Raw genomic sequence first — 244 nt, 5'->3', positions numbered from 1 at the left:
CTGCTCTGCCAGGTGACGCTGATCGACCCCTTCGCGCAATAGTTCGCGAGCGACATCCCACGCCTCGTTACGCGCCAGTGGGCCGTTGATTGCCACCACCAGCTGATAAGCCTGCTCAAACTGGCTGTGCGCGGTTTGCGCCATGCTCATTTTCTGCTCAAGAGAGAGCATTTTTTCAGTCGCTTCCAGCTCTTTCGCCTGGAAGGTTTCCAGCCATTCGGCGGCGCTGTCGGCGGTTAAGTCC

General features: G+C 58.6%; 1 protein-coding gene. It reads right to left on the bottom strand.

The annotated features are described in order from the left end of the window. The coding region (locus SB725_RS33295; protein WP_410923707.1) for a hypothetical protein at positions 1-244 on the bottom strand (244 nt) is incomplete at both ends.

Origin of the sequence: Pseudomonas sp. SIMBA_041 (assembly GCF_046535095.1) — a bacterium.
Lineage (GTDB): Bacteria > Pseudomonadota > Gammaproteobacteria > Pseudomonadales > Pseudomonadaceae > Aquipseudomonas > Aquipseudomonas mucoides.
This window is presented reverse-complemented; position numbering and strand designations above follow the sequence as displayed.